This window comes from Paenibacillus sp. SEL3 (assembly GCF_054602585.1).
On record NZ_CM137725.1, the window covers coordinates 4975059 to 4999475 of the forward strand.

The 24417-nt window shown below is 47.4% G+C and carries 23 protein-coding genes; 13 read left to right on the forward strand and 10 right to left on the reverse strand.

The features are described from left to right. Positions 1 to 9 precede the first annotated feature (9 nt). The gene (locus ACYCS5_RS22950) at positions 10 to 1074 is read right to left on the reverse strand and encodes an HD-GYP domain-containing protein (RefSeq protein WP_029516590.1); all 1065 of its coding nucleotides are present in this window, start codon (positions 1072 to 1074) and stop codon (positions 10 to 12) included. A 317-nt stretch (positions 1075 to 1391) separates the two neighbouring features. Here ACYCS5_RS22950 and ACYCS5_RS22955 point away from each other — a divergent pair, with 317 nt between their 5' ends. The 7 genes from ACYCS5_RS22955 to ACYCS5_RS22985 all read left to right on the forward strand — a co-directional run bounded on the left by ACYCS5_RS22955 (position 1392) and on the right by ACYCS5_RS22985 (position 8085). Beyond that, entirely contained in the window at positions 1392 to 2846 is a 1455-nt protein-coding gene (locus tag ACYCS5_RS22955; protein WP_069011215.1) for a bifunctional metallophosphatase/5'-nucleotidase, read from the forward strand. Beyond that, positions 2800 to 3960 carry an HD-GYP domain-containing protein gene (locus ACYCS5_RS22960; protein WP_039269868.1) on the forward strand — a complete coding sequence of 387 codons (1161 nt, stop codon included), beginning with the start codon at positions 2800 to 2802 and terminating at the stop codon, positions 3958 to 3960. The genes ACYCS5_RS22955 and ACYCS5_RS22960 overlap by 47 nt, the downstream gene beginning before the upstream one ends. A gap of 97 nt (positions 3961 to 4057) precedes the next feature. Beyond that, on the forward strand, positions 4058 to 5188 hold the full coding sequence (gene yfkAB, locus ACYCS5_RS22965) for a radical SAM/CxCxxxxC motif protein YfkAB (protein WP_209949838.1): 1131 nt from the start codon (positions 4058 to 4060) through the stop codon (positions 5186 to 5188). A gap of 16 nt (positions 5189 to 5204) precedes the next feature. Continuing rightward, entirely contained in the window at positions 5205 to 6554 is a 1350-nt protein-coding gene (locus tag ACYCS5_RS22970) for a hemolysin family protein (RefSeq protein ID WP_029516594.1), read from the forward strand. Between the two features lie 240 nt (positions 6555 to 6794). Next, positions 6795 to 7019, forward strand: coding sequence for a spore coat associated protein CotJA (locus tag ACYCS5_RS22975; protein ID WP_029516595.1), 225 nt, complete (start codon positions 6795 to 6797; stop codon positions 7017 to 7019). A 1-nt stretch (position 7020) separates the two neighbouring features. Continuing rightward, on the forward strand, positions 7021 to 7470 hold the full coding sequence (locus ACYCS5_RS22980) for a spore coat protein CotJB (protein ID WP_459760178.1): 450 nt from the start codon (positions 7021 to 7023) through the stop codon (positions 7468 to 7470). Positions 7471 to 7515: 45 nt separating this feature from the next. Next, the gene (locus ACYCS5_RS22985; protein ID WP_029516597.1) at positions 7516 to 8085 is read left to right on the forward strand and encodes a manganese catalase family protein; all 570 of its coding nucleotides are present in this window, start codon (positions 7516 to 7518) and stop codon (positions 8083 to 8085) included. Between the two features lie 249 nt (positions 8086 to 8334). On the opposite strand, the gene ACYCS5_RS22990 is transcribed toward ACYCS5_RS22985, so the two are convergent. Next, positions 8335 to 9405 carry a glycosyltransferase family 2 protein gene (locus tag ACYCS5_RS22990; RefSeq protein ID WP_449291678.1) on the reverse strand — a complete coding sequence of 357 codons (1071 nt, stop codon included), beginning with the start codon at positions 9403 to 9405 and terminating at the stop codon, positions 8335 to 8337. Between the two features lie 430 nt (positions 9406 to 9835). On the opposite strand from ACYCS5_RS22990, the gene ACYCS5_RS22995 reads away from it, so the two are divergent. The 3 genes from ACYCS5_RS22995 to ACYCS5_RS23005 all read left to right on the forward strand — a co-directional run bounded on the left by ACYCS5_RS22995 (position 9836) and on the right by ACYCS5_RS23005 (position 14126). After that, a complete protein-coding gene (locus ACYCS5_RS22995) occupies positions 9836 to 12652 on the forward strand; it encodes a methyltransferase domain-containing protein (protein ID WP_459760179.1) in 2817 nt (938 codons plus the stop codon). A gap of 25 nt (positions 12653 to 12677) precedes the next feature. Next, positions 12678 to 13340 carry a class I SAM-dependent methyltransferase gene (locus ACYCS5_RS23000; protein ID WP_069011210.1) on the forward strand — a complete coding sequence of 221 codons (663 nt, stop codon included), beginning with the start codon at positions 12678 to 12680 and terminating at the stop codon, positions 13338 to 13340. Positions 13341 to 13424: 84 nt separating this feature from the next. Next, positions 13425 to 14126: an HAD family hydrolase gene (locus ACYCS5_RS23005; RefSeq protein ID WP_081317560.1), complete on the forward strand. Its 702-nt coding sequence runs from the start codon at positions 13425 to 13427 to the stop codon at positions 14124 to 14126. A gap of 103 nt (positions 14127 to 14229) precedes the next feature. Here ACYCS5_RS23005 and ACYCS5_RS23010 read toward each other — a convergent pair whose 3' ends face one another. Genes ACYCS5_RS23010 through ACYCS5_RS23035 form a run of 6 tightly spaced genes read right to left on the reverse strand, consistent with a single transcriptional unit; the run spans position 14230 to position 21003 of the window. Next, positions 14230 to 15432 carry a YheC/YheD family endospore coat-associated protein gene (locus ACYCS5_RS23010; RefSeq protein ID WP_165145276.1) on the reverse strand — a complete coding sequence of 401 codons (1203 nt, stop codon included), beginning with the start codon at positions 15430 to 15432 and terminating at the stop codon, positions 14230 to 14232. Next, positions 15414 to 15929 (reverse strand): GNAT family protein, encoded by a 516-nt coding sequence (locus ACYCS5_RS23015; protein ID WP_039269878.1) that lies wholly within the window; start codon positions 15927 to 15929, stop codon positions 15414 to 15416. Before ACYCS5_RS23015 ends, ACYCS5_RS23010 begins: the two co-directional genes overlap by 19 nt. A 16-nt stretch (positions 15930 to 15945) precedes the next feature. Beyond that, positions 15946 to 17055, reverse strand: a complete 1110-nt coding sequence (locus ACYCS5_RS23020; RefSeq protein WP_307349264.1) for a YheC/YheD family endospore coat-associated protein — start codon at positions 17053 to 17055, stop codon at positions 15946 to 15948. Continuing rightward, positions 17052 to 18422, reverse strand: a complete 1371-nt coding sequence (locus ACYCS5_RS23025) for a YheC/YheD family endospore coat-associated protein (RefSeq protein ID WP_029516605.1) — start codon at positions 18420 to 18422, stop codon at positions 17052 to 17054. Before ACYCS5_RS23025 ends, ACYCS5_RS23020 begins: the two co-directional genes overlap by 4 nt. A gap of 12 nt (positions 18423 to 18434) precedes the next feature. Further along, entirely contained in the window at positions 18435 to 19589 is a 1155-nt protein-coding gene (locus ACYCS5_RS23030; protein ID WP_029516606.1) for a YheC/YheD family endospore coat-associated protein, read from the reverse strand. A gap of 43 nt (positions 19590 to 19632) precedes the next feature. Beyond that, entirely contained in the window at positions 19633 to 21003 is a 1371-nt protein-coding gene (locus ACYCS5_RS23035; protein ID WP_029516607.1) for a YheC/YheD family endospore coat-associated protein, read from the reverse strand. 162 nt (positions 21004 to 21165) lie between these two features. On the opposite strand from ACYCS5_RS23035, the gene ACYCS5_RS23040 reads away from it, so the two are divergent. From ACYCS5_RS23040 to ACYCS5_RS23050, 3 genes are all read left to right on the forward strand, one after another. Then, positions 21166 to 21510, forward strand: coding sequence for a YlbF/YmcA family competence regulator (locus ACYCS5_RS23040; RefSeq protein WP_013309578.1), 345 nt, complete (start codon positions 21166 to 21168; stop codon positions 21508 to 21510). Between the two features lie 72 nt (positions 21511 to 21582). Beyond that, positions 21583 to 21867 carry a hypothetical protein gene (locus tag ACYCS5_RS23045; protein WP_013309579.1) on the forward strand — a complete coding sequence of 95 codons (285 nt, stop codon included), beginning with the start codon at positions 21583 to 21585 and terminating at the stop codon, positions 21865 to 21867. 200 nt (positions 21868 to 22067) lie between these two features. Beyond that, positions 22068 to 23402 (forward strand): DRTGG domain-containing protein, encoded by a 1335-nt coding sequence (locus tag ACYCS5_RS23050; RefSeq protein ID WP_029516609.1) that lies wholly within the window; start codon positions 22068 to 22070, stop codon positions 23400 to 23402. A 42-nt stretch (positions 23403 to 23444) separates the two neighbouring features. On the opposite strand, the gene ACYCS5_RS23055 is transcribed toward ACYCS5_RS23050, so the two are convergent. Further along, entirely contained in the window at positions 23445 to 23942 is a 498-nt protein-coding gene (locus ACYCS5_RS23055) for a hypothetical protein (RefSeq protein ID WP_039269883.1), read from the reverse strand. Between the two features lie 12 nt (positions 23943 to 23954). Continuing rightward, a complete protein-coding gene (locus ACYCS5_RS23060; protein WP_013309582.1) occupies positions 23955 to 24284 on the reverse strand; it encodes a YtrH family sporulation protein in 330 nt (109 codons plus the stop codon). Positions 24285 to 24417 lie beyond the last annotated feature (133 nt).

Here is a 24417-nt window from a genome sequence, read left to right on the forward strand (position 1 = left end):
AGTAGCGGATCAGGATTCCAAATAAATTTCATCAATGGATACATGGCGTTCCCTAGACAAATCTACATATTCATCATCGTTAATTCTTACTAAGGGTCTGAAGTAATCAGCAGGATTGTTCAGAATGATCGTTCCTGTCTGACCTGTAGTCAACAGAACCTGCTTATTAATGAAATTAGGAAGCATGTGTCTGATGAACACTTGGGTAGCTTCTGGGTTTAGATGTCCAAAACTCATGCTGTGCAGCTCGCGTAATACGGTGAGTAGCTCCTGCTTCGTCTGATACACACGATTGGAAATCATCGCGCTATACACGTCGGCAATAGCTGTTATGCTGGCAAAAGGATGAATTTCTTCCTTGAACAGACCATGGGGATATCCACTTCCATCTTCACGCTCATGATGCTGTAAGGCGACAATTGCAGAAATCTCATCGCTGGTTGAATTGCGAATAATATCATAGCCATATAGCGAATGTTTCTTCATTTCATGAAATTCTTCAGGTGTCAGTTTATCTGGTTTGTTCAAAATTTCATCGGGTATCATGGACTTGCCTATATCATGTAAATATCCAGCTTTACCGGCGGCATATGCTTCTTCTTCCGTATATCCAAGCCATGTGGCAATGTAATATGACAGTACGCCTACTTGGAGAGAATGATTATAGGTATAGTGATCTCCCCGTTCCATAATTAACAGCAGAGATACGACATCTTTTTGACGAGCCAGCTCTGAAACGAGAGGGCCGAACAGCTCATCAACTCGATATTCATCAAATTTGCCAGTTGAGGAAGCTTCGAGAAACATGCTTTCAAAGCCACTGATCGTCTGCTCCATGAGAGGAACGGCACGTTTGAGGGACTCGGGCGAAGCTGGAACATCGGGGGCAAAGTCAACCGGAATGCTCGCAGAACCGGCATCAATGTCGATATAATCGACACCGTGCATAATGAGCTTGGAAATATCGTCATGCTGTAGCTCGGTGCCCTGAACCATGACAGGCACACCGTGCCCATTGTATGTATCGGATTTGAGGCGATCTCCTGGCTTGGCATCGGTAACGTGTACTCTCATGCGCTAACCTCCTTATTGTCGTAAATTTGTCGAAAATACGAAACAAACTTAATATATCAAGAATTATATGGGATGACAACGACTAATTTACTATTATTCCAAGCTGTAAAATAGGTCCCAGGAACCCAATTCCTATCAGATACCTACAGTAGATAACGTCAATACTTTTCACTATGTTTGTAATATGAGATTGCCCAGAGACTACAGCGAAGCTTAAGGACTATGTCTACCCATATGTACCATATTGCTAAATAACATGATATGCTTAAACATTAGAAGCTCCAAAGTCGATATATAAAATATAGAGAAGGGCGGTTATGGAGATGACGACTCGGCAAACGTTGACCATTTTGCATACCAATGATATCCATAGTCATTTTGGCAGTATGCCTTCGATAGCCGCGATGATTAATGAACGAAGAGCTGCATTAGGGGATGCGCTACTTGTGCTTGACATAGGAGACCACATGGACCGGATGGCCCCCGAAACGGAAGGAACGCTAGGTGGGGCAAATGTGGATGTGATGAATCTAACAGGATATGATGCCATTACGATCGGTAATAATGAGGGACTGACTTTTACCCCGGATATGATTGAACAGGCATATGCGGGCATTCATTGTCCGGTCATATGTGGCAATATGACTGAGTGTGCCACAGGGATGAGTCCTGCGTGGATGAAGGAATCCCTTATTGTAGACAAAGCAGGAATCAAGGTCGGTTTACTTGGTGTGACGGCTCCTTTTGTAGAGTATTATCAATTGCTGGGCTGGGATGTGCTCAATCCGTTTGATGTGCTGGGGAAGCAGATCGCGGCACTGAGAAAGCAGGTTGATGTTTTGGTCGTGATGTCGCACCTGGGCCTACCTTCCGATAAAAAGTTAGCGTCGCAATTTCCTGAGATTGACGTTATCCTTGGAGGTCACACCCATCATGTGCTGGAGGAACCGCTTTGGATCGGGAAAACAGCTTTATGTGGGGCGGGTAAGTTCGGAACGCTGCTGGGTGAAGTGACGCTAAGTCGTAACAATAGCCTCGAACCGTTTCGAGTCACGTCAGGCGGTGTAGTTCCTGTGGATCTGACAATACTGGACGAAAAAGTGGCATCGGCCATTGTGGTGCATCGCAGACAAGCAGAGCGCGCCATGGAGAGCACGGTTGCTGTGACGGATCGGAAACTGGAGATCGCATATGATCAGGAATCCCCTTTCGGGAATATGCTGGCACAATCAGTGTCCCATTTTACAGGAACAGAAATTGCCCTCGTCAATGCGGGACAACTGCTCGGCCCATTACCTCAAGGGGATATCAGTAAAGGAATCCTGCATTCCTTATGCCCTTCACCGATTAATGCCTGTGTTATGAAGTTGCGGGGGAGCGATATTCGGTTGGCGCTGGAGCAGTCCTTGCTGCCTGAATTTGCGGACAAGCCTATGACGGGCTTTGGCTTCAGAGGCAAAGTGCTTGGTACGATGTGTGTGGAAGGCTTGGCTATTCAGTATGACCCTGGCCGTGCTCCTTATGAAAAAGTAACGGACATTCGTGTAGCAGGTCAACCTTTGGAAGAGCATGAGGAATACACAGTGGGCACGTTGGATATGTTCACTTTCAAAGCAGGTTATGAGGTGCTTGCGAACGGAACAGATCTCCGATTTATGCTTCCAGAATTTTTACGGGATTTGATTGAAATGGAGTTGAAGCGTCCGGGCGCGATGGAAGAATGTTTTGCAGCTAGGTGGCTTCAGGTATCAAAACAATCGGGAGAGGATTAAGCTGCGACTGGTACCTGTTACATTATTGAGAGCCGGCATGAAGCTGGGCAAAAAAATATACAATGAAAATGGAATGGTGCTGCTCTCGGAAGGTGTTGAGCTTACTTCGCGATTGATTGAACGTCTAGGCCAAGTCGGTATTGGATATGTATACATTGAGGATGCTGTGACAGAAGATATCGTCATTCCTGAGATGATCCATGAACAGACAAGGGCGGCGGCGCTACAGGAAATCAAAAAGCAATTTCAAGGGTTGTCATCCTACTCCGTAGATCATAAGCACAAATATTTTGGCAAGTCATTTTATAAGGTGATGGAATCTATTCTGGACGATATTGGAGGCCGGCAGGACGCCGTCATTATGTTGATGGATATTGGGGCCGCAGATCAGGATTTGTATCATCATTCTTTGAACGTATGTCTATATTCACTTGTACTGGGAATTTCCAACGGCTACGATAACAATCAGCTGATGGAGTTGGGAATAGGTTCACTACTGCACGATATCGGTAAAATGAAAATTTCACCTCAAGTACTCTATAAGCCGGGTAAATTGACCGAAGAGGAATATGAGCATATGAAAACACACACGGTGATCGGCTACAAGCTGCTTAAAGACGAACCTGGAATTCCCTTGTTGTCGGCTCATTGTGCATTACAGCATCATGAGCGTATTGACGGCAGCGGATACCCACACGGTTGGAAAAAGGATCAGATCCACGAATATGCGAAATGGATCGGCCTGGCAGACTCGTACGACGCAATGACAGCAAGTCGGATATATAAGCAGGCTTTGTTGCCTTATGAGGCGATGGAAGTGCTGTACGCCGGGGCAGGAACGTTATATGAGCAGCGAATGCTAGAAGCCTTTCGTGACTGTGTGGCTATTTACCCCTTGGGACTCTCTGTGGTGCTCAACACGGGGGAAGAGGGGGTCGTGGTGCGTATACATTCCAAAATCCCGCAAAGACCCGTCATTCGCATTGTAAGGGACCGGGATGGGCAGGAAGTGAAAGCACCTTATGATGTGGATTTGTCCATATCCCTCTCGGTTATGATTACAAATACATTGGGTGCTACTGTGGCCCCTTTCGGAGGAGTACACGTAGATTAGCAGATGATGTGGAAGAAAGCATGCAGACACTTTACACATCATGATATGATAATTATACGTCTTTTGAGGTTAATAACAGAAATAAGGTGAAAACATAATGACAGTTCTACAAAATAACACGCTACCCCAAATATCGCCAACCTATGATCCGTGGGACCCGATTGTCTCATTGCGTACACATGGTCGTCATTTGCTTACGAGTGTGGAAATGACCGTAACGCATCTGTGTAATATGCGCTGTGAGCATTGCGCTGTTGGCGACATGCTGGTTATGAAGGAGGCCCCTTTCCTTCCGTTAGACCTAATGCTGAAGCGTCTGGATGAAGTCGAGCATCTGGAGACCATCAGTATTACAGGCGGGGAACCTGCTTTGCTCGATAAAACAGTGGATGAAGTGATCGTTCCACTGTTGAAATACGCCAAAGAGCGCGGTATTCGCTCGCAAATCAACTCCAATCTGACGTTAGATATTCGCAGATATGAGAAGATGCTTCCTTATCTAGATGTGATGCATATTTCGTTTAACTATTTGAATGCGGACGATTTTTATGAAGTGGGTTTTGCAAATACAGGCCGGCCGACCCCACGTGCGGGTGCTGTTCGCCTGTATGAAAAAATGATCGAGAATGCCTGCAGATTAAGTGAAATGGGAATGTTCATTTCAGCTGAATCCATGATTAATTATCGGACACACACGAAGCTGGAGGGCATTCATCAGTTGATCAACGAAATGGGATGCCGACGGCATGAGGTTCATCCAATGTATGCGTCAAATTTTGCCTCTGCTTTGCCTGTGCTTTCACTCGACGACATGCGGAACTCTATCCATAAGCTGCTGGATGTACGTAATCAGGACATGTGGATGTTGTTTGGCACATTACCGTTCTTTGCTTGTTCGGACCGGGAAGAAGATCGCAAACTGCTTCGCCGCTTGTGTCAGGAACCGAATATTACGGTGCGTAATGATCCAGACGGAAGAAACCGTGTGAATGTGAATATGTTCACGGGTAGCGTGTATGTGACGGATTTTGCAGACATTCCGGCTTTCGGCAACATTCAGGAAGACAGTCTGGACGATATTTTTGGTGAATGGCTGAATGAGCATCCGTTGAATCAGACTGTGAACTGTCATTGTGATGCCGCTGCCTGTTGTGGACCGAACCTGCTCGTAGCGGATATGTACTACAAAGGAATAGACTTTAAATCAAGAAAAGCATTACAACTATAGAAATGGGGAGTTCGTATTGGATGGTCATACCGAGTTTCATTGGGGATTGCTAGCTGTGAATCTCCTCTTGGTACTGCTGCTTGTCTTTCTAAATGGTGTATTTGTGGCCGCAGAATTTTCGTTGGTCAAAATGCGCCAATCCCGATTGACGCAGCTCCAAAGCGAGGGTCATCGCCTGGCAGGCTATGCGCTGAAGGTGAACCAAAGGTTGGATGCTTATCTGTCCGCCACCCAATTGGGCATTACGCTGGCTTCATTGGGTTTGGGTTGGATTGGAGAGCCAGCAATATCCGGCTACCTGATAGAGCCACTCATGCACAAACTCGGTGTAACTGACGGCACCCTGATTACAACGATATCCGTTGTCGTCGGATTTTGCGTAATTACCTTTTTGCATATTGTATTGGGGGAATTGGCTCCCAAGTCTTTAGCGATTCAGAAGACTGAAGGTGTGGCGTTGTTTTTATCGGCGCCTTTGCTGCTTTTTTATAAGGTCTTTCTACCTGTGATCTGGGTATTGAATGCTGCGGCAAACTTGCTGTTGCGTGCATTCGGGATTCAGCCGGCGAGTGAAGCCGAAGCGGCTCATTCGGAGGAAGAGATTCGTATATTGATGAATCAGAGCGCCAAAAGCGGTGTGATTGATAAGGACGAAATTAAGCTGATGGATAATATTTTTGATTTTTCCGACTTGCTTGCACGTGAAATCATGCTGCCGCGTACAGATATGGATTGTTTGTATACGAATTTGTCGTTTAAGGAAAATCTCAAGATTATCAGCGAGACCAAGCATTCCCGCTACCCGGTAGCGGTTGAGGATAAAGACCAGATTATCGGTTTTGTCCATATCACGGATCTTCTGCTAGCTGAGCAGGGGGAACAACTGGATCTGGCTTCGGTGGTACGTCCTATTTTGAATGTGCCGGAGTCTATGGAAGTGAGTCACGTGCTACGCCTTATGCAGAAAAAACATTCCCAAATGACTCTCGTGGTAGATGAATACGGCGGAACGGCCGGGCTGCTGACAGCGGAGGAAATTTTGGAGGAAATCGTCGGGGATCTCTATGATGAGTTTGAGGATGAACGCCCAAGCGTGGAAATCAAGGAGAACTTCATCTCTGTGGACGGTCGTATGCTCATTGAGGATGTCAATGATTTGACTGGAGTAAACATTGAAGACGACGAGGTGGATTCCATCGGAGGATGGCTGTTCAAGGAATTGGAAGGCATTCCGGTGAAAGGGAAGAAAATTGAGTTTTATAACCTTACCTTCGAGGTGGAGGAAGCAACAAGGCTTCGCATAATGAGAGTGAAGATTCACCGCAAGCCTGAGCCTGTGATTGAAGATGAGCTTTCTACCGATTGAGTCCTGATCCACAGAGATAGGTAAGATCAGTTCAGGTATGTAAGTTATTATAGTGTGCTGAAGCAAGAACCTTTAGATCCACGTTACCGTGGTTTTAAAGGTTCTTTTTGATTAGAAACAGTTTTATAGTTATTTTTTTTGAACAATTATTTTTATCTGTGATTTTTTGTTCGAGACTTGGGCGATGCGGCATATGTTGAATAGTAAAGCAGATGGATCAACCAAAGGAGGTCCCGGCCCGTGAAATTTCCACAGCAAGGTGAGTATGCCCCGTTTGTCGGCCCGTTCGATCCGTGTCCGCCCGTTCTGTGCAAGACTTATGTGCTTCCGCCAAACTTGTTTGTGCAATTTCAGCCCCCTGGTCTACCGCAATTCAGTCCAGATGAGGCGCTGACGAAGGGAACGCTATGGCCTTTGCTTTACAGCCCTTATGAGCCTAGAAGAAACCAGGGGGGAGGCGAATAGAATGGAGAATCCAAATCAGGGTCAGTCCCCATTCCAATTCCAGCAGCAAAATCAGCATGAGAGTGGACAGCAACAGCCGAATCCATATCAAAGCCCTTATTCAAATCCGTATCCATACCAGAACCAGTATCAGAACCAAACTCAGGGCTATAGTCAAGCCGGAAACCCGACCCAAGGCTGCACGTCCCAAACCAAGCCGGGGGATGCCCAGTTTTATGCGTTGCTGGAGAAGCTCCAAGCGGTGGATTTTGTGTTGGTGGAGCTGAATTTGTATCTGAATACGCACCCAGATGATTTACAGGCCATCGAGCAGTTCAATAAGCTGACGCAGGATAGAACGGCGATTGCTAACGAGTATCAGATGCTATATGGGCCTTTACAAAATTTTGGTCGTGCCTATTCCAAGTATCCTTGGGAGTGGAGTCAATCCCCTTGGCCGTGGCAGGTCTAGGCAGGTACAACCTTTTAACAACCTTTTATAAAGGAGGGGACATGAATGTGGGTATATGAGAAGAAACTGCAATATCCCGTACGTGTCAGCAAATGTGATCCTCATATGGCCAAACTGCTTATGGAGCAGTATGGTGGAGCGGATGGCGAGCTGGCAGCGGCATTGCGCTATCTGAATCAGCGATATACGATTCCCGATAAGGTGATTGGTGTACTGAACGACATAGGCACGGAGGAATTTGCGCATCTCGAGATGATTGCGACTATGATTTATAAGCTGACCAAGGATGCGAGCGTAGAGCAAATGAAGGCTGCCGGTCTGGGTGAATATTATGCGGCACACGACCATGCGCTATATTATCAAAACGCTGCTGGAGTTCCTTTTACAGCGGCTTATATTCAAGCCAAAGGCGATCCTATTGCCGATCTATATGAGGACATAGCGGCAGAGGAAAAGGCACGAGCTACATATCAGTGGCTGATTGATCTGACAGACGATGTGGATTTGCAAGATAGTCTGAAGTTTCTACGTGAACGTGAAATAATCCATTCGCTCCGTTTCCGTGAGTCAGTGGAAATTTTGAAGGGGGAAAGAGACCGGAAGAAAGTGTTCTGATAAAATGATATACGAGGTCTCTTGGTGAGCTTAAGCTTGCAGGAGACTTTTTTTCTTTTGAGGTAATCTAAGCTAATGAAATGGTCCTTCCCGAGGAGCAGCAATGGGCATTTATATATAAGAGGGGGTAAAAATAAAAGCCCCGAAAAATTGCAGGCTGTCCGCCGGGTATCGTGCCGAGCACATATCGGCATGATGACTAAGGTCGGCTACATTGAACGACCTTTCCCCGGCGCGTCTTTCTCATCCCTATTGCTTCAGTTGTGCGAAATACTTCTCGTTATATAAAACACTTGGATGAGTAGGGTGGTGCAACTGAGCTATGCGATGATGCGATTTTGCCTTTTCGATGTCACCGATTCGGTCGTAACACAGGCATAATTGCAAGTGTGGAAACCAGGTATAGTACGACGAATTGGTTAGGGCCATCACATCTTGTGGAGGCTCTATCAACGTTGCCTGGTGAAACCAGTAAATGGCTTGAGTATACTGTTCGTCTTCAATCAACAAATTGCCAAAGACACAGCAGAACTGGGCGCGTGGTACATCAAGGTTAAGTGTGCGAAGCAGAGCCATACGCTGCTCCTGTTTTTGACCCTGGTGGGCGTAGCAATCCGCTAGCTTAAAGCAAGCAGCAATCCGATCCTCAATCCATCCTTGATCGAGTCCCAGATAGTGCTCGTACTGCTGGATGGCTTCTAGTATGCGTCCGTTATCATATAGTTCATTTGCGAAGTAGTAGTGATCTCGCTCAGAAAATGCAGTGCCTTGCTCCCGATGCTTGAGATATATATGCAAATTACGATCAGTGTAGGCACGTGTCTTTTTATGAGTCACCGCTATATTACTGTGAAAGGTGCTGCCAGTCACATGCAGGAATTCGTGCACAAAGCCGATCCATCTGAATCTTTGATCACGCCGCACAATTCGGTTTCTTTTGAGCTTATACAACGGCTGTCCTTGTTCATCTACAGACAGCACATAATCCATCGTAATGCTGTCATAGGAGAGGGTGGCTTGTTTCTTCCAGTTGAGAAATGATATTCGGTCTTTTTCTTCCAGTATGTCATCAGCGTCCAGCCAAAATTGATATTCTTGCGTTGCCTGATCAAACGCATAATTGCGGGCTGCAGAGAAATCATCGCACCATTCAAAATGGTATACCCGAGCATTGAACGATGCAGCGACCTCTTGGGTACTGTCAGTGGAACCAGTATCTACGATAATGATTTCATCTACCAGGTCATGGACTGATTTCAGACAGGTATGAAGGGCTTCTTCTTCATTTTTGACAATCATACATAAGCTGACAGTTACCATGCTCTTTGTCCCTCCCAAAAAACTTGGTATAATCTCCATTTTATTAGGATAGCTTGCTCATTATGTAGTAATTCCGAGGGCTCGTTGAGAGGATGGTGATAATCATAAATTCAGTCTTGCTCTAATAAATTAGAAAATCAAAGTCTGATATGAGGGGGAGGAGATTGTGCGAAATTCGATATTATCAAGCGACCGGGAAATAAATTTGATGGCTAAATGTAGTTAGAAAACGGGTAGAAAACTGAAAAAGAGTAGTTGTTTGGATGGTAAGATTGTATTTTTGTATGGATGTCGTTTTCATTGATATTTCCAGGTGCAAGTCCATTCATACTACGCTCACTCCCATATCGCTCGGTTGCAATTATGGTATGCCTTAGGATATGGAGGGGGGAACGGTTATGAGGCTTCTGCCTGATGGAGGCGTTGAATCATGCGTATACTAATCGGTAGCCCGGTGCACCAGAAACCGGAAATATTGTCTTTATTTCTTCAAGCTTTAGAGCGACTGGAGGCACCTGATGTGCTGCCCGATTATTTATTTGTCGATGATAATGACAATCCGACTTCAAGCCAATGGCTTGCCGATTTTTCCAATCGGCTGCCGGGCAGGGTTTTGCCCTTGTTAACAGGTCCACAGCAAGTGGAGAACCGAAGTGATGAGCACACTCATTATTGGCCGCCAGCCCTCGTCTGGAAAGTGGCCGACTTCAAAAATCGTCTTATCGATTATGCACTTCAGCATAATTATGACGCGCTGTTTTTAGTCGACTCAGACCTGATTCTCCATTCCCGTACCTTATGTAAGCTGGTGGAGGCGGAGAAGGATATTGTATCTGAGATTTTCTGGACACGCTGGCAGCCGGAGGGGCCTCTATTGCCTCAGGTGTGGGTTAGTGATGAATATAATTTGTTCCATCGTGAAGAAGGCGAAGTGTTGTCGGCAGAGGAGCGAGCGCAACGCGAGTTGCATTTCATACACCAAATGCATGTTCCTGGTTTGTACGAAGTGGGGGGTCTAGGTGCTTGCACCCTAATCCGCAGACGTGCACTGGAAGCAGGGATTCACTTTGGTAAAATCAAAAACGTTTCCTATTGGGGAGAAGATCGACATTTCTGTATTCGGGCAGCTGCATTTGGATTTCCACTTTTTGTGGATACACACTATCCGGCGATGCATCTGTACCGGGAAGCGGACAGAATGAAGGCAGAGCAGCTACTATTCACCCTAAATTATTTTACAACGAGCGCTGTTCATACGGACCAATCAGAACATTTAGCATATCTAAATCACTCCGATACTTCTACTAACTCTCCTGCCTTCAATCCTTCTGCATCATCAAGTCCATCTAAGTTCCCTGAACCTCCTGTTATACCGTATGACCTCCGTGAGTCAGCTGTCTTTGCCAAGTACACGGCAGATTCTTTTGTTATACCACAAACGTTCCCTGGTCCACGACAAAGTGAACTTCATACGCCGCCTGTCTCCAAACCCAAATTGACGCTGACCATGACGGTATACAATGAGGCAGATCGCAAGCTCATTGACGTGCTGCGGAGTCATCGAGAATATATTGATGAAGCGGTCATTATTGATGATGGCAGTCAGGATGATAGCGGAGAGTTGTGCCGTGAGATCCTAAAGGGAATCCCATTACGTTTAATACGCAATGAAACAGCTTCTTTTACCAATGAATTGGAACTACGTAAGCAACAGTGGAGAGAGACGTTGGCTTCTTTTCCGGAATGGATATTAAATATGGATGCTGACGAAATGTTCGAATCCCGTTTTGCTCAAGGGGTACATTCTTTGTTAGCGGGAACGAAAGCAGATACGATTTGTTTCAGGTTGTTTGATATGTGGAATTCCACGCATTACCGCGATGATGATTATTGGCAGGCTCATCAATATTACCGTCCTTTTTTAATTCGATATAAGGAAGGGTTCTCTTATAAATGGAAGGAGCAGTCCTTGCACTGTGGGAGATTTCCGGAAAATGTGCTTGACCTTCCCAGTGAAATCAGCAACTACCGCATCCAGCATTGGGGATGGTGTACACCTGCTATTCGCATGGCCAAATTTCAGCGATATCAGTTGCTTGATCCAAGTGCTCGTTATGGCTGGAAAGAGCAATATGAATCTATTTTGGACCCGAACCCCCGACTCACGCTTTGGGTAGATCAGGACAACATAAATGGAGAAAAAGAAACTACACCAGAGTATGAAGCTACCCATGATGTGAACGCCATGGATGTTGCCGAGATTTCAAGTGTCCAGGTTATGAATAATTCCGGTCTACAAATTAAAAGTGAAACAAAGAACGTATTTTATAGTAAATGCAAACTGTGTGGTTCGTCTGACACGGGAGTATTTCATAACTATGAACGCTTTACCTTGATGGGGTGCGGCTCCTGTGGCTTGGTTTTTCGTAATGATGTGGATCATATACAGCCGGAGGATATGATTGCAGAGATTTATAATGCCGATTGGGTTGCTATGCGGGATAGTGCAGCAGCGTCAACTTATGGGGATCATGCCCTTTTTGGACTCATGCTACTGGATATGTTCAGCTCCGGTAAAGGAAAATTGCTTGAGATTGGATCAGGTACCGGAGAATTTATCCATGCTGCCCTTCAAGCCGGCTGGGATGCAGTGGGTATTGAACCTTCCATAGACTCGCGTGCTTACGCCAAACACAAATATGACGTGGATTTATTGCCGGGTTACTGGAACGGTGAAACCGAAGAAGATACTCAAACCGATGAAGCATGTGATATGCAGGAATTGAATGAAGCACAAGAAATACAAGAAGTAGAAGAAGATACTGAATTACCACTGGATCACAAATACGAGGCCGTAGCATGCTGGCATGTGCTGGAGCATATTGCGGACCCTGTTGCATTTTTGACAGATTTACGCGAACAGCTTCAACCTGACGGGACGTTATATATTACAGTGCCCAACAAAAACTCGTTCACCAATGAGGCTTATGGTGTTTATTCACCTTTATTTACTGAGGAAGATCATTTATATCATTATTCTGAGCATACGCTGGCGCTCTTACTGGAAAAGTCTGGATTACGCTCGGTGGCTATGTTTACCCGCCAGCTTCCCTCTGGTTTGGATGCCTTGCTGCAAGCCCATCCTTTGTACGGTGATCTTGCCTTTACGGAGCAAATGGGATTGTTGGCCAAACTTCAAGGCGAGAAACGGGGTCATGAACTGTGCTGTGTTGCAAGAGTAATTTAAATCTCTCCAAAAGGAGGCAGCATCCATGAACATGTCTGACCCGTATCTATCTCGCTTTTTTGTATATTCTGACCCCAACTCCTCCAGCATGATTTACAGACTCCCCCAAAGCTGGTGGAGTCGCCCCTATGAGTATGAGTGGTGTCTTCAATTTATGTCCGGTCAAGATTCGGTGCTGGATGCAGCGTGTGGAATTCCACATCCATTCAAATTTGAGTTGGCCCGCCGTTGCGCTCAGGTCTATGCTTGCGATCTGGATATACGGATCGTTTCCGTGGATGCCATTTTGGCCGAGGTGCGGCGGGATATCGGAGAGGAGGCTGCCGAGCGCATTCAGGAGATTTTACCGGTTCGGCTCCACTCCGCACATGCCAATCTGACAGCTCTGCCTTATGAGGATGCCAGTTTTGACAAAATTGTATGTATTTCAGTGCTGGAACATTTAACACCTGAGGAGTCTTTGGCAGCCTTACATGAATTTCACCGGACCATACGCGATGACGGAATGCTTCTGCTGACGTTTGATTACCCTACAGTGGATCTATCAGCGATGGAGCAATGGATAGAGCAGGCGGGATTTTCGTATTGGAATGGTGTGGATCTCAACCTTCCAAGGGGTGCCTTACACACGGATATGTGGGGTGGTTTGCATTGTTTCAGGACTGTTTTAAAAAAATATAAGAGTTAGCGGTATGCGCAATGAGGTTTACACGGACCTCTCTTATTGCTTATCATGAGAGGGGTTAGAGTTGTAAACCTACATAGGAAAGGAATGACTGATAACTACATGAACAATGCACCTGTGTTGAAGAAACCTGAGGCTATGGTATTTGATATGGACGGTACACTTTTTCAGACGGAGACGCTATTGCTTCCTGCGTACCACAAGCTGTTTGATACGCTGCGCGCCGAAGGGCTTTATGAAGGAGAGACTCCTCCCGAGGAGCTTATTTTGAATAGTTTGGGCATGCTGCTGGATGAAATCTGGAGAAGAGTGATGCCGGAAGCCAGCGAAGCGGCCCATAGAAGAGCGGACGAGCTGCTGCTTCAGCTGGAACTGGAGGGATTGAAGAGCGGAAGTCATGCCCTGTATCCACAAGTAAAAGAAACACTCCAGGCCCTTCATGAGCAAGGTGTCCGATTGTTCGTAGCTAGTAACGGTCTGGAGGACTATGTAAAGGGGATCGCTGCTGCGTATGAAATGGTTCCCATTTTTGAAGGACTGTACAGCGCTGGGGAGTACAGCACGCTTTCCAAAGTGAATTTGCTGGAAATTCTATTGAGCAAGCACGATATTTCGAACGTATGGATGGTAGGAGATCGTTCCTCAGATGTGGAAGCAGGCAAAAAGAACGGACAGACGGTGATCGGTTGCGCTTATGCGGGATTTGGTGTGGACGATGAGTTGAAGGGGTCCGATGCGATTATTACAGACTTTACGCAACTGCTTACACTTTATAAAAACGCTGAGTAACTGTGAAACACAGGTTATTGGTTATAAATAGGCTCGACGCACCATATAATTAAACATGCTGTTACTGTCGGACAGATGAAAAAAAGAAAGGAAGGCAGCCACTTTACGCGGAGCCTTCCTTTGTCTTATTCTCTGTCTTATTCTCTGTCTTATTTTCTGCTTTATCTTCTGTTTTATCTTCTGCTTTGTGGTCAGCCTGAGGCTTTGGATTAATTTGTGTGTGGTAGACCCACAAGGCATATTCCATGGGCTTGGCGATGGAGCGGCGATAGGTTTCTTTTTCACCAATACGCGAAAAGACCTCGCGGGCTGGCTTCGGGTTGACTTCCAGCACATATATATGACCGTGCTTATTAATTGCCAAATCGAGTGCAAGCTCACACAATGCCCCGTAGCTTTCTTCCAGATACGCAGCGATGTCCAGTCCGAGTTTTTCCCCTTGCTTGATGATTTTCTCTCTATGGCTTTCATCACGAATCCATTGCGTTAGCAATTGGCTCATCGGTACTGCCTTGCCTCCACCATGCAGGTTGGAAGTGACACTCCGATGCGCCCCGATGCGCCCGGCGCATCCGGTTAGCTCCCATACTCCTTGGCCATTTTTCTGTACCAGCATACGGTAATCATGGACTCTGCCATTCGGCAACTGCACAGGAATGCCTTCCTGAACAATGTAGTTATCCATGTTCCAGCTGCTCAGACGCGGCTCCAGACGGTCTAGACGTACCCGCTGCTGGGGAATGATATGGCGTTTGCGATTGCGGCCCTCAATCAGATACAGGCCTCCTTGCTTGTTAACAGGTTCAATACGTAAAATACCTCGGCCTCCCGTACCGTTAATCGGTTTGAGGTACACTAGTGAATTCTGTTTGAGCATCCGTTTGACACTATGAAATCCACTGAACAGCTCTGTTGCAGGCAAATGGGGGCGAAAGGCAGACCTTCTCGCAAGCTGCTGATGAATGACCCATTTGTTACTCAGGGGTCGGTTTAAATATACAAGGTCTGTGTATTGCAATCGGAACTGCTTCAACTGACGATATCGCTCACTGCGCTGTACCCGGCAACGGTCGAAAATCATGTCTGGGAACTCTCGCCACTTTCGGCTCCATTTTCCGCTGTGTGGATCATAGATTTGGGCAAGGAGCAGCCTGCGATCCTTATGGACATCCGCAGGAGTGAATACATACATATCCAGTCCCAGCCGTTTCCCTTCTGCAATCATGCGCTCATATATGTCGCGTTCCTCTAATTGCTTCTTGTTGTTCAAATACAAAGTCATGATGCCTAGGACAGGTTTTGGCACAGCATTCCACCTTCCTCTGCCGTCTGCTTATCTTGGGATAACTCTCCGTGAAATATCAGCGTGGGTTTCCCGGTTGGTCCAGTCGTCATTTCATGCGCAACAAGCCCAGCGCGGAAACAGGTTTTGAGACTGGACATATTGTCGGCGGCTACGCTGCACGTTAGACGGCGCAGCTGTTGGAGCTGGGCGGACAGCAGTCTAGCGCCCAGTCTGCGGCCCCGGTAAAGCGGACGAACAATTACGATGCAAGCATCCTCCCCGTAATTCAGAGCGAGGGAAAATCCGGCAATCCGCAGCCCCTTCTCCGTGCGCACAAATGCACACAGGAGGGAGGAGCCAGGGGTGTTCAATTGCTCGGGCGTTAAAACGGCCAACTGCCGCAGAGCATTACGAGTAATGCGCATGCCCCCTGAGCTGCGGGCCAAAAACAGCAACTGTCGTCGTCTCAGCAGCCAGCTCCGGGCAGGCAAATGTTGAACATCGCTAATTTGCGGCATGATTCCACTTCCTTGATCATGATTTCATTCGTCCGGCCAAAAAGGAGCTGTACTGGAATATGCGTCTAAGCGACTTTTGGCGGATTTCCGGCTCGTCAAATTTCATTGGTTTGGCATTGGCCTCAAAAAACCAGAGGGTTCCGAGCGTATCCACGCCCAGATCCATGGACATTTCGCCATGAGAAAGACCGGATGCGCGTTCAATTTGACGTGCAATCTGTATGGCCGTACTTTTAACTTTGTTCAGTAGATCCGTGCTGTCCTCAGGCCCAAACAGTGAGGACAGTAGCTTGAAAGGGTCCTCTACACTCCCGCCACGCGGGACATGTGTGGTAATGCTCCCCTTACCGGCCAGTCTGGCACCGACTCCGGTGATACTCCAGGAGCCACGGATATTTTTTTGTACCAGGATACGCAGGTCGAAGGGTTTTTTCTGATAGGTTGCCAGATCGATACCCTGTTGAATGATATAAGGTGAGTTGCCTGCTTCCCGGCGGATACGTCCCCACAGCCGGGATAGCGATACAGATCTGTAGGTTACACTTTTTTTGTCATGCTGAATGGTCAGTCTGTAAGCCATTAGATGGTCTGGGAGGAATTTAAGAATCATAATCCCCTTTCCGGCCTTACCGTTTTCCGGCTTGAGATACAGGTATGGATACGTAGACAGCATTTTTCCTAAGGAAGACAGGTTGCTTAACCGTTTGGTTGCCGGAACAAGCTGACGAGTCGTTTCTGAGGTACGCAACCACTTGAACAGTTCCCATTTGTTAAAAAAGCCTGGATTGTACAGCTCAATGCCTGAGGCATGTGAAATTTCATCCAACTTTGTGCGCACAGAGGTTTTAAGTTCATAATTACGGTTGGGGATGCGATTATAAATGACCTGTGGAGGTGGGAAATTCTGTTCCTCCCACGTCTGTAAGCTCTTGTTGAAGACATAGCCCTTAATCGTCTCATCTGCCAGTTTCAGATCCCTGACGGTAACAATGTACACCTGATATCCCATCCGTGTTCCCGTTTCAAGAATATCCCTGAAATTGCGCTGATTGCCCTTGAAAAATTGCCCTTCGTCGTGCACTGTCAATACAGCAACGACTGGCTTATGCTCCGCCCGGGTATTCATAGTTCCTCTTTTCTGCGGAATTTACTGAGGTAAAGACAGTGGTCCAAAATATGCTCCACGGATGCTTTACCCTCCGCACGCAACGATGGATGCTGAAAAATGGATCGGCCTGGCTTGGAGTTGGCTTCAAACATCCATACCTTTTCATCCTGATCAATGCCCAGATCAAAACCGATTTCACCCAATAGATGCTGGTGATGGTGTTCAATGGCTTCAGCGAGCGTAACTGCTACGTTCTTGGCACGTTGAAGCACTTCACCCGCCCGGTCTCCGAATACCCGGTTCAACGCCTGTTCAGGTGTCATAAGAGAGCCACCATTTTTGATATGGGTTGTGACACTGCCACGTCCGGCTTTTTTGGCTCCAATGCCGACGACGACCCACTGATTATTTCCATTTTTATGCATGTGAAACCGGAAATCAATCGGGCAATTGTCAATCTCGATCAGCTGGATACCCTGTTGAATGACATAACCCTTTAACATCTGTCCCTGATTGGAGTGAAGCATCCTGAGCATGGAATTAAAAGAGGCGAATTTTAGCAATACATTGCTACTTTTCTTACGGTACCTCACATAATATCCTTGCTTGGGAACATGGGACAGACGATAGATTCCTTTACCGAGACTGCCTCCACTTGGCTTGTAATAAGCAAATTGATGTCGCTCCAGCATACCTCGGATACGTTCAGAGCTGGGATTCATATATGATTCAGGGACATAGCGGTTAACATCTGGGTTATTCTCCAGCAGATTATAGATATCGGACTTATTGAAAAAACTCCAGTTAAAAAAGGGAATTCGTTTGCGGGAAAAGCGTTCGCGTAGTTGATTGATCGCCGGGGAAAAATCAGAGCGACGGCTCGGCAAACGGTTATAGATCACGTCCGGCAAAGGTACAAGTTTACGTGTGAATTCCCCGCTGGATGACAGAAAATAGCCGTTAATCGTATCATTTTGCCAGTTGATATCCCGAGGGGTGAAGGCAAAAATATAAGATTTTTTGCTGCCTTCCCTCAGCAGTTGCTTAATAAAGCCTGTGCGCGATCCGAAAGGGCGAGTGGTGGAGGTGGTACCGTCAGACAGCACGCCAATCAACGGCCCTAGCTGTATATCACCATCCAGATTCCGCAAATAGATGGCCCCGCTTTTGGGAACACGGATTGCATTACGTAAGCCGGAGGTCAAGTATAGATGGCGTCCCGCCTTCTGAATTGGTTTTACTGTAGCGGGAATCTGATCCTTACCGAGCCGCAGACGAACGGACTTGGCTCCGGATAATTTAAGGCTTTTCAACAAGGCAGTGGATATATACGCCACCTTGTCGGGCTGCTGTGAGAAATGCACATTGCAATGCGTTAAACTCATCTGTTTATCCTCCTATACCGTATGTTCAAGGGAGGCGCCCGCGCCCTTTGGCCCTGTCGCTTTGGAATGGGTCATTAAATATCGAGCATATTCGAGCGGGCGGTTGACCGACTGGAAAGCGCACTCCGGCTGACGGGTCTGAAAAAAGGCGGCCCGACCAGGTCGGGAATTAACCTCCAATAGCCAGATGTTCCCGCTCTGGTCAATACCGTAATCAATTCCCAACTCGCCAAGGCGGCCATAACGTTCCTCAAGCGCCCTGGTAATGGTCGAGGACAGCGCCCTCATCTGCCCGATGATGAGACGCGTGGTGTCCGCGCCAAATTGTTCACGAAGGTAAGGCTCAGCCGGATGGGCTTCGCCCCCACCGTGCAGATTAGAAGTCAGAGTTCCTTTTCTGCCTTCTCTTACAGCAAAGCCCGTCAGGCGCCAATGGCCGTTGCCATCCTTTTGCATGAGTGCGCGAACATCAAAGGGATGATTGCTTTGGCTTGTTAATTTCAAATAAGGCTGCACGATATAAGCGCGTTTGTGTGCAATTCCGTGGATCCATGACAATCCTGCATCCAATTCGGGAAACAAACGCCGGAACGGACGGTTACGGGAGTCTCTACCCTGTACAAGTAGTCCCTGGCCTCCTTCTGCCAGTCGGAGATACAGTGTGCTCTTGCCATGTGTTCCGGTCTGTGGCTTCATAAACAGCTCCGAATGGCGTCCTAGCCATTCCACAAGCTGGGCCGTGTCCCGGTAAGGCGCCGTAGGCGGCACAAAAGGACGTACTTTATCTACCGCATGCAAAGCGCGATACACCTGCCATTTGCCAGGTAAGTTACGCGACCAGTAGATGAGCTTGCGCGAATTTTGCTCCGCCATGTCTTCCAGTGTGCGCCTGACATTCTGGCTCTCGTGGACATGGAGACAGCGGTTATACACAATATCCGGCAACGGAAAGCGGCCGGATGTCCATACACCGTTACGATAAACATAACCTCGTATGGAGTGATCTTCAGGTGAAACTCCTTCGACGGTAAACGCCATTACGCTAAGATCAGAGCGCCTGCCCAACAGACTTAGCCTGCGGCAAAAATCGGCTTCGGTAATAGGGGGAGTGGCGGCCTGATTCCGGCTAACAAGCACGCCCAGCGTGCCTGGCACAACAAGAGACACCGACAACAGCTCCTTTGGCAGCCAGACTCTGGAAGAGATGAATTCATTTGAAGCCGGCTGAATAACAGCAGTATTCAATCATTTTTTTAACGGACGGGCGAGTTTTCTGATCATTTAACGGCGTGTTGTCATTCTTCGATGGCTTCGAATTGACCTCCAGCAACCAGATGCGCCCCGTGCTGTCTATTGCCAGATCAATACCAAATTCTGCGAAATGGGCGGGAATTGCTTTTTCCACTCCGCTTGCGATATCCAGTGCTGCTGTTTTGAGAGAGGTATGCCCATTCGATTTAACGGTTGCGGGCAGCGTGGTCTTGGCAAGTGCTTCCTTGACAGTACTCAGCGTGCCGCCTCTTGCCAGATTGGACACAAAGTGGCTTCCTCCGGCGATCCGGGCGACAATGGATGTTACGGTCCAGGTTCCGGACGAATTTTTCTGCACAAGCGCACGAAAGTCGACCGGACGCTTACCGTGATCAATCAAGGTAAGTCCCTGTTGGAGTTGAAAGCGTGTTGTTTTCATTTTTCCCGCCAAGCTTTTGTACAGCTTATCGACGTTGGCATACGTTTGCTTGCGGGGTGTGCCTGCTGTTGTGGATAGCACCGAAAAGGTGCCATCGGTTTGCTTGTTAATGCGCATTATGCCTTTACCCAGGCTTCCGCGCACTGGCTTGAGAAAAACAGCGGGATACTGGTTGCACATTTTTTTGAAAACAACAAAAGTTTGCAGCAAGTGGGACTCGGGTAAATACTTGCGCAGGGAAGAATTTGATTTAAGCGCATCAAATACTTCATTCTTATCCAAAAACTTTTCGTTAAAAATGGTCGTGCCGTACTGCGATTTTACTTCTTTCATGAAATGCTGTACGCTAGTTCTGTTCTCGAGTTTACGGGAGGTAAGACGATTATTGACGACATCGCCGGCGGGCATGACCGTCTTTTTCCAGCCTCCGTCATACACCCATCCCTGAACTCGCCCGGGCTGACTTCCGATATGCTCCGGGGTGAAGAAATACACATATGCTCCTTGTCTGCGGCATTCCCCGACTAGTTCACGGCAGAACAGGGTGATCGACCCGAAAGGCTTGTCGGGCTGTTCGGGATAGTCCCGACTGACCAGCACGCTAATAAGTGGGCCCACTCGAAGTGTCCGGCGACCTCGGCTGTAGGTTACTCGCAGATCACAATTGGCATGAAGCCCCATTTTTCGGGCTAGCACGCTTCCCACACGTAGGCCGCTATAGCGGGGCACCGATATGACGGTAACCTCTTGGCGGAACGAACCGAAGGCGAGCTGAACGGGGTGGCCAGCGGATATTTTCCATTTGCGAAGCAAGGACTCGCCGACCATGAGTACGTCATCCTGCAAGATGCCCGATCCGATGATTTGAATCGTTGTTTTTTTGATGGACATCGTGGATCTCCTTCCGGGCAGCAACTTGATGTCTTGAAAGTAACGGGAAACGTGAATGGGCTGTAATAGCACTGATTCATCATATGAGGACATATATCCCTTGGTGATTGACGGACAATGTGAAATGTTGACACTAAACTTGTATTGGAGGAATAAACAATCATGAACATCTACGACAAAGCCCATGATTTAGCGAAAGCATTGAAGGAAAGCAAAGAGGTAGAGGAAATTACGTCAGCGATGAAGCTGATCGAAACCGATCCAGAAGCCAAGAAAATGCTCGACGATTTCCGTGAACGCCAAATGGAAGTACAACAACGCATGATGAGCGGCGATATGCCAGCACAGGAAGAGATGGAAAAGATGGAGAAGCTGTTCGAGGTGTTAAGTTTGAATCTCAACATCCGTCGCCTGTTCGACGCTGAACGTCGCCTGAGTGTGATTATTGAGGACGTTAACAAAATTATTGCAGACAGCCTTCAAGATTTGTACGGTTCATCTCTGTAAGTTTGTCTCATATTCCTTCCTGTCCTCTCATAGACTAGATACATAGAGTCACAGGGAGAGGAAGGGATACGATTGGGTTCTTTTAAAAAATGGAAACATGGTTTGTATACACTGATTGCGCTGGCTATGGTCTTGGTCGCGTTACCACGCATCTCGCTTGCAGGCGGTTTGAACTGGGTCAACGGATTTGGGATAGTATGGGTACTTTTTGCGCTGCTAGTCATCGGAGCGAACATGCATTTTTTGCTGGGTGTGGATGAGGAAAAGCGCAAAACGCTGGAGCGTGTACGGCGGGCCAAAATGCAGCAGTGGCAGATGAAATGGGATAAAAAAGCTGACAAAGGCAGTATGCAGTGAGTTTTTTTTTCAGCTTGTCTTGGGCTGGCCTACCAGATTACAAATCAATCATAGTAAGAAGCGGTCCTTGTGAAGAGGGGATCGCTTTTTTGCTATTTCCGAAGCAGAGAACTCAAAATGAACAAAGGTCTAAAATAAAGAGTTTTTGTGCTATAATAGATACAGAATGATACAGATTGAACGTTGGGGGTGTAACAGAGTTGGACGGGCTAGATGAAACAGTTACGAAGCATGAGCAGCTATTGCGACATATCGAGCAGTTGAAAATAGGCTCCAAAATTTCTGTGCGCAGGTTGGCTAAAGAAATGAGCGTCAGCGAAGGAACGGCCTATCGGGCCGTGAAGGAAGCTGAAAACCTAGGAATTGTCATTACCAAGGAACGGATCGGAACAGTACGAGTGGAGAAGCGCCCTCGCGGCTTGTCCGAGCAGCTGACCTTTGCAGATGTCGTGAATATTGTAGAGGGACATGTGCTGGGCGGAAGTGAGGGGCTGGAGAAGCCTTTGCACAAGTATGTGATCGGAGCGATGCGCGAGGAAGCTATGGCTCGTTATATTGACGCAGGTAGTTTGCTGATCGTAGGTAACCGTGAGGATGCGCATTCACTTGCATTGGAGCAGGGGGCAGGTGTGCTGATTACAGGGGGCTTCGGTACGAGCCGAGAGGTTAAGCAGCTCGCAGACAAGATCAGTCTGCCAATTATTTCCTCACGCCATGATACTTTTACAGTGGCATCTATGATTAATAGAGCCATATTTGACCGCTTGATCAAAAAGAAAATTATGCTGATTGAAGACATTGCGGCAGGCAAACCGAAAACGTTGACCTTGAAAATCAACAGCACACTTACCGAGTTTGAAGAACTTTCGGTGACGACTGGACATCATCATTTTGCAATCGTGGATGAATGGAATCGTTTAATTGGTATCGTCAGCCGCAAAGATGTGGAGGGGCTTCAACCTGAGCATACGATGGATAAATGTCTGATCCGCAATCCGATAACGGTCACCTACCAGACCTCGCTGGCTTCAGCCGCGCAAATGATGGCGTGGGAAGGTGTGGATTATTTGCCGGTCGTGGACCGCAACCGCAAGCTGCTCGGGTCCGTTACACGGCGTGAGGTGCTGGAGGCGCTGCGTAACGCCCAAAAGCAGCCGCAACTTGGCGAGACGTTCGACCAGCTGATCTGGAACGGGTTTGCTGAGGAGCGTAATGAGGACGGATCGTTATTTTTTCGCGGGTTTATCATTCCGCAAATGGCGACCAATTTAGGTACGATCTCGGAAGGCGTACTGGTCAACGTGATGACACAAGCGGGCTACCGGGCAGCTAGAGACATGAGCGGCAAGGATTATGTGCTGGACAATTTGACGACATATTTTATTAGACCCGTACAGATAGAAGATGCTGTCGTTCTTCGTCCGATGCTGCTCGAGATGAGTCGCCGCACCTGCAAGCTAGAAATTGCAATTTCACGGGAAAATCATTTGGTATGCAAAGCAGTGATGACGCTTCATTCCATTGAACATGGTTAGTTTACAATGGATCGGAGTAAGGTGTGAAGTCGAATAGATCGACTAGTGGCTTTCAGGCAATCTTTCTTTTGCTTCCAGCCAAATTTGCAGCACGCCTTCCATTACAAGCATCGTTTTGACCTGGATCGTATACTCCTTGTCACGAACGGTGTATTTTTTTTGGTGCAGCAACATACGTACCAGCTTGCTGTCAGAGTCAATCTCGAACATATCTCTGCCGCGCAGCACCTCCAGATCACGACTGACACGGCGAAGAAGTTCCTTCAGGTTGATAGAATCAATTTTTTCGGCCGAAGCTTCCTCCGCGATCAGCTTGATTTCTTTGACAACGGTTTGGCGCTTGCTGTATTTGCGCAATGTTTTGTTGTCCTCCTCGGCTTGCTGGAGCTGGAATTGGAGATCCTGGTTGTTCGTCCATAGCTGATTGAAGCTGGCATGCCAGATGACGTTGTAGATCATGCCTCCCGTAATCATACCGAGTACAAAGACGGAGGACAATTGCATAAAAGGACGCAGGCGCTCAAAAGGGGGAACTCTCATAGTCGTTTCACCTCACGGTCGTCCGTTGCCGCATACCCACTTGACCAGCTCTGCACCCATATGAGCGCCTAAAAAGGCGAAAATCAAATACAATATCTGCTTAATGGCAGGTGACAAATTACCATCCAACATATTGCTTTCAATGACCCGGATCGGGTCCATCGTTCCCCCTACAGCGGCAGCAAGCGCCCATATTTTAATTCTTCCGGCAACCTCTAGCATCGTCTGGGTGGGCGGCTGAAGCGATACCACAGCTCCCATTCCGCCGAGCATGGCTCCACCGAGCACGATGCCGAAAGCAATGAAGAAGTCGAGAATCGCTTTGGATATAAAAGTGCTCATGCTCTTTTCCTCCTTAGGTATACGAATCAAGACCGCGCTTGTCCGCCGAGGTCTGTACTTTTATTCTATGGGCGCTACTAACGCGGATATGATAAAATAGTTTGAAGAAAATCAAGCGGTGAAAGGAAGAGAA

Bases quoted from the DNA above. Each gene is read 5' to 3' on its own strand.
- ACYCS5_RS22950 (WP_029516590.1), bottom strand. From the start codon at position 1,074: ATGAGAGTACACGTTACCGATGCCAAGCCAGGAGATCGCCTCAAATCC.
- ACYCS5_RS22955 (WP_069011215.1), top strand. From the start codon at position 1,392: ATGGAGATGACGACTCGGCAAACGTTGACCATTTTGCATACCAATGAT.
- yfkAB (WP_209949838.1), top strand. From the start codon at position 4,058: ATGACAGTTCTACAAAATAACACGCTACCCCAAATATCGCCAACCTAT.
- ACYCS5_RS22980 (WP_459760178.1), top strand. From the start codon at position 7,021: ATGGAGAATCCAAATCAGGGTCAGTCCCCATTCCAATTCCAGCAGCAA.
- ACYCS5_RS22985 (WP_029516597.1), top strand. From the start codon at position 7,516: ATGTGGGTATATGAGAAGAAACTGCAATATCCCGTACGTGTCAGCAAA.
- ACYCS5_RS22990 (WP_449291678.1), bottom strand. From the start codon at position 9,405: ATGGTAACTGTCAGCTTATGTATGATTGTCAAAAATGAAGAAGAAGCC.
- ACYCS5_RS22995 (WP_459760179.1), top strand. From the start codon at position 9,836: ATGCGTATACTAATCGGTAGCCCGGTGCACCAGAAACCGGAAATATTG.
- ACYCS5_RS23000 (WP_069011210.1), top strand. From the start codon at position 12,678: ATGAACATGTCTGACCCGTATCTATCTCGCTTTTTTGTATATTCTGAC.
- ACYCS5_RS23005 (WP_081317560.1), top strand. From the start codon at position 13,425: ATGACTGATAACTACATGAACAATGCACCTGTGTTGAAGAAACCTGAG.
- ACYCS5_RS23015 (WP_039269878.1), bottom strand. From the start codon at position 15,929: ATGCCGCAAATTAGCGATGTTCAACATTTGCCTGCCCGGAGCTGGCTG.
- ACYCS5_RS23020 (WP_307349264.1), bottom strand. From the start codon at position 17,055: ATGAATACCCGGGCGGAGCATAAGCCAGTCGTTGCTGTATTGACAGTG.
- ACYCS5_RS23025 (WP_029516605.1), bottom strand. From the start codon at position 18,422: ATGAGTTTAACGCATTGCAATGTGCATTTCTCACAGCAGCCCGACAAG.
- ACYCS5_RS23035 (WP_029516607.1), bottom strand. From the start codon at position 21,003: ATGTCCATCAAAAAAACAACGATTCAAATCATCGGATCGGGCATCTTG.
- ACYCS5_RS23040 (WP_013309578.1), top strand. From the start codon at position 21,166: ATGAACATCTACGACAAAGCCCATGATTTAGCGAAAGCATTGAAGGAA.
- ACYCS5_RS23055 (WP_039269883.1), bottom strand. From the start codon at position 23,942: ATGAGAGTTCCCCCTTTTGAGCGCCTGCGTCCTTTTATGCAATTGTCC.
- ACYCS5_RS23060 (WP_013309582.1), bottom strand. From the start codon at position 24,284: ATGAGCACTTTTATATCCAAAGCGATTCTCGACTTCTTCATTGCTTTC.